Annotated in this window: 2 protein-coding genes and 1 pseudogene; all 3 read left to right on the top strand. The window is 38.4% G+C overall.

Annotated features, from left to right (window positions below):
* Nucleotides 1–340: pseudogene (locus KO509_RS07750) on the top strand (type II secretion system protein GspE); the annotation flags it as partial.
* A gap of 37 nt (nucleotides 341–377) precedes the next feature.
* Nucleotides 378–1,616 carry a type II secretion system inner membrane protein GspF gene (gene gspF, locus KO509_RS07745; protein ID WP_215972712.1) on the top strand — a complete coding sequence of 413 codons (1,239 nt, stop codon included), beginning with the start codon at nucleotides 378–380 and terminating at the stop codon, nucleotides 1,614–1,616.
* A 602-nt stretch (nucleotides 1,617–2,218) separates the two neighbouring features.
* The coding region (locus KO509_RS07740) for a prepilin-type N-terminal cleavage/methylation domain-containing protein (RefSeq protein ID WP_215972713.1) at nucleotides 2,219–2,352 on the top strand (134 nt) is incomplete at its 3' end.

Here is a 2,352-nt window from a genome sequence, read left to right as displayed (position 1 = left end):
CTTAGTAAGAACGCTTTGTCCCCATTGTAGAGAAAGTCACTTACCTAGTGAAGAAGATTGTGCGTTACTTGGTTTACCTAACGATAACCAACAAGTCATTTATCTCCCTAAAGAGTGTAAAGAATGTAACTTTAAAGGTTATCACGTCAGAACCGGTATTCAGGAAATATTAGTGGTTGATGATACTGTACGTGAGCTTATTCATAATGGGCATGGTGAGCAAGGCATCGAGAAATATATACGCACCAACACTGCGTCAATTAGACGTGATGGCTTTGATAAAGTCATGTTGGGGCAAACAACGCTGGAAGAAGTATTGCGCGTTACGCGAGAAGATTAATGGCACATTTACAAACAACAAGAAATGATTAAAACATATGGCAGCATTTGATTACCTTGCGGTTGATAGCCGAGGGAAAAATAAAAAAGGTGTTATTGAAGGTGATACCCCAAGGCAAGCCCGCGCATTATTGCGTGAACAAGGGTTAATGCCTACGGAAGTAACCCCTACCCTTACTCATAATAAAAGTAAAACAGGAAAAGCAAGCTCGGGTAAAGGCAAAAGTAAAGGCACAGGAAAAGTATCTGCTGCTGAATTGTCGTTAATTACTCGTCAGCTAGCAACCTTAGTAGAATCTGGATTGCCATTAGAAGAGTCCTTAATAGCCGTTGCTGAGCAAGGTGAAAAAAATCGTATTAAAAGTATGATTATGGGGGTTCGTACCAAGGTAACCGAAGGTTATGGTTTAGCAGAAAGCCTCGCTGAATACCCGAAAGTATTTAATCACTTATATCGCGCGATGGTTGCAGCTGGTGAAAAATCTGGTCACTTAGATAAAGTATTAAATCGCTTAGCTGATTACACAGAAAAACGAGAACAAATGCGTTCTCAACTTATCCAAGCCTTAGTTTATCCTGTCATTATGACAGTGGTTGCTATTGGGGTTATCGCAATATTATTAACCAAAGTAGTACCACAAATCGTAGGGCAATTTGAGCATATGGGTGCAAACTTACCTGGCTCAACTAAGTTTTTAATTGCCAGTAGTGAGTTTTTACAAGCGAATGGCCTTTTGATTGTTTTATTTATTGCAGGTCTTATGTTAATAGTTTCAGAGCTATTAAAGAAGCCAAAATATCAGATGCTCTTCCATCAAAGACTGATCTACTTACCCGGTATTGGTAAAGTAGCTAAAGGTCTTAATACGGCACGTTTTGCAAGAACCTTAAGTATATTATCAGCGAGTGCAGTGCCGTTATTAGAAAGTATGAAAATTTCAGGTGAAGTACTCGACAACTTGTACATAAAACAGCAAGTAAAATTAGCGTCAGATAAAGTACGTGAAGGCTCAAGCCTACACTTATCGCTTGAACAAACGAAATTATTTCCACCAATGATGTTGCATATGATCGCCAGTGGTGAAAAAAGTGGACAAATCGAGCAAATGTTAGGACGCGCAGCCGACAACCAAGATAACGAATTTGAAGCATTGATGAATATTTCATTAAAAGCATTTGAACCTGCATTGATGGTAGGCATGGCAGGGGTTGTTTTATTTATCGTAATGGCCATATTAGAGCCTATATTGAAATTAAACACCTTTGTTGGTGGATAAACGGAATATGAAGGAATTGGTTATTATCACTGTAGAGGCGAATTTATTCGCCGGATAAAAAATAATCCCCACAAAAGGGGGGATTATTAACACCGTAGGGGCGAATTTATTCGCCTAATAATGGAAGGTAACATAATACGGCGTTATTAGTGTGTATTGTAAACAGGCGACTGAAGTCGCCCCTACAAAAGGGTTGATTATTATCACCGTAGGGCGAATTTATTCGCCGGATAAAAAATAATCCCCACAAAAGGGGAGATTATTAACATCGTAGGGGCGAATTTATTCGCCGGATAAAAAATAATCCCCACAAAAGGGGAGATTATTAACATCGTAGGGCCGAATTTATTCGCCGGATAAAAAATAAGCCTTACAAAAGGGGTGATTATTATCACCGTAGGGGCGAATTTATTCGCCAGATAAAAAATAAGCCCCACAAAAGGGTTGATTATTATCACCTTAGGGGCGAATTTATTCGCCAGATAAAAAATAAGCCCCACAAAAGGGTTGATTATCATCATCGTAGGGGCGAATTTATTCGCCTAATAATGAGAGATAACAGAATGAAAATGTTAAATTTATAAAGGTAATTAGGAAAAATAATGATTAATAAAAGTTTAAAACACACACAAAAAAAAGCACAAGGCTTTACCTTGTTAGAAGTTATGGTGGTAATTGTTATTATCGGCATGATGTTAAGTGTTGTGGTCCCTAATTTAATGGGTAGCCAAGACAC

The organism is Colwellia sp. C2M11, assembly GCF_018860915.1.
GTDB lineage: Bacteria > Pseudomonadota > Gammaproteobacteria > Enterobacterales > Alteromonadaceae > Colwellia.
This window is presented reverse-complemented; position numbering and strand designations above follow the sequence as displayed.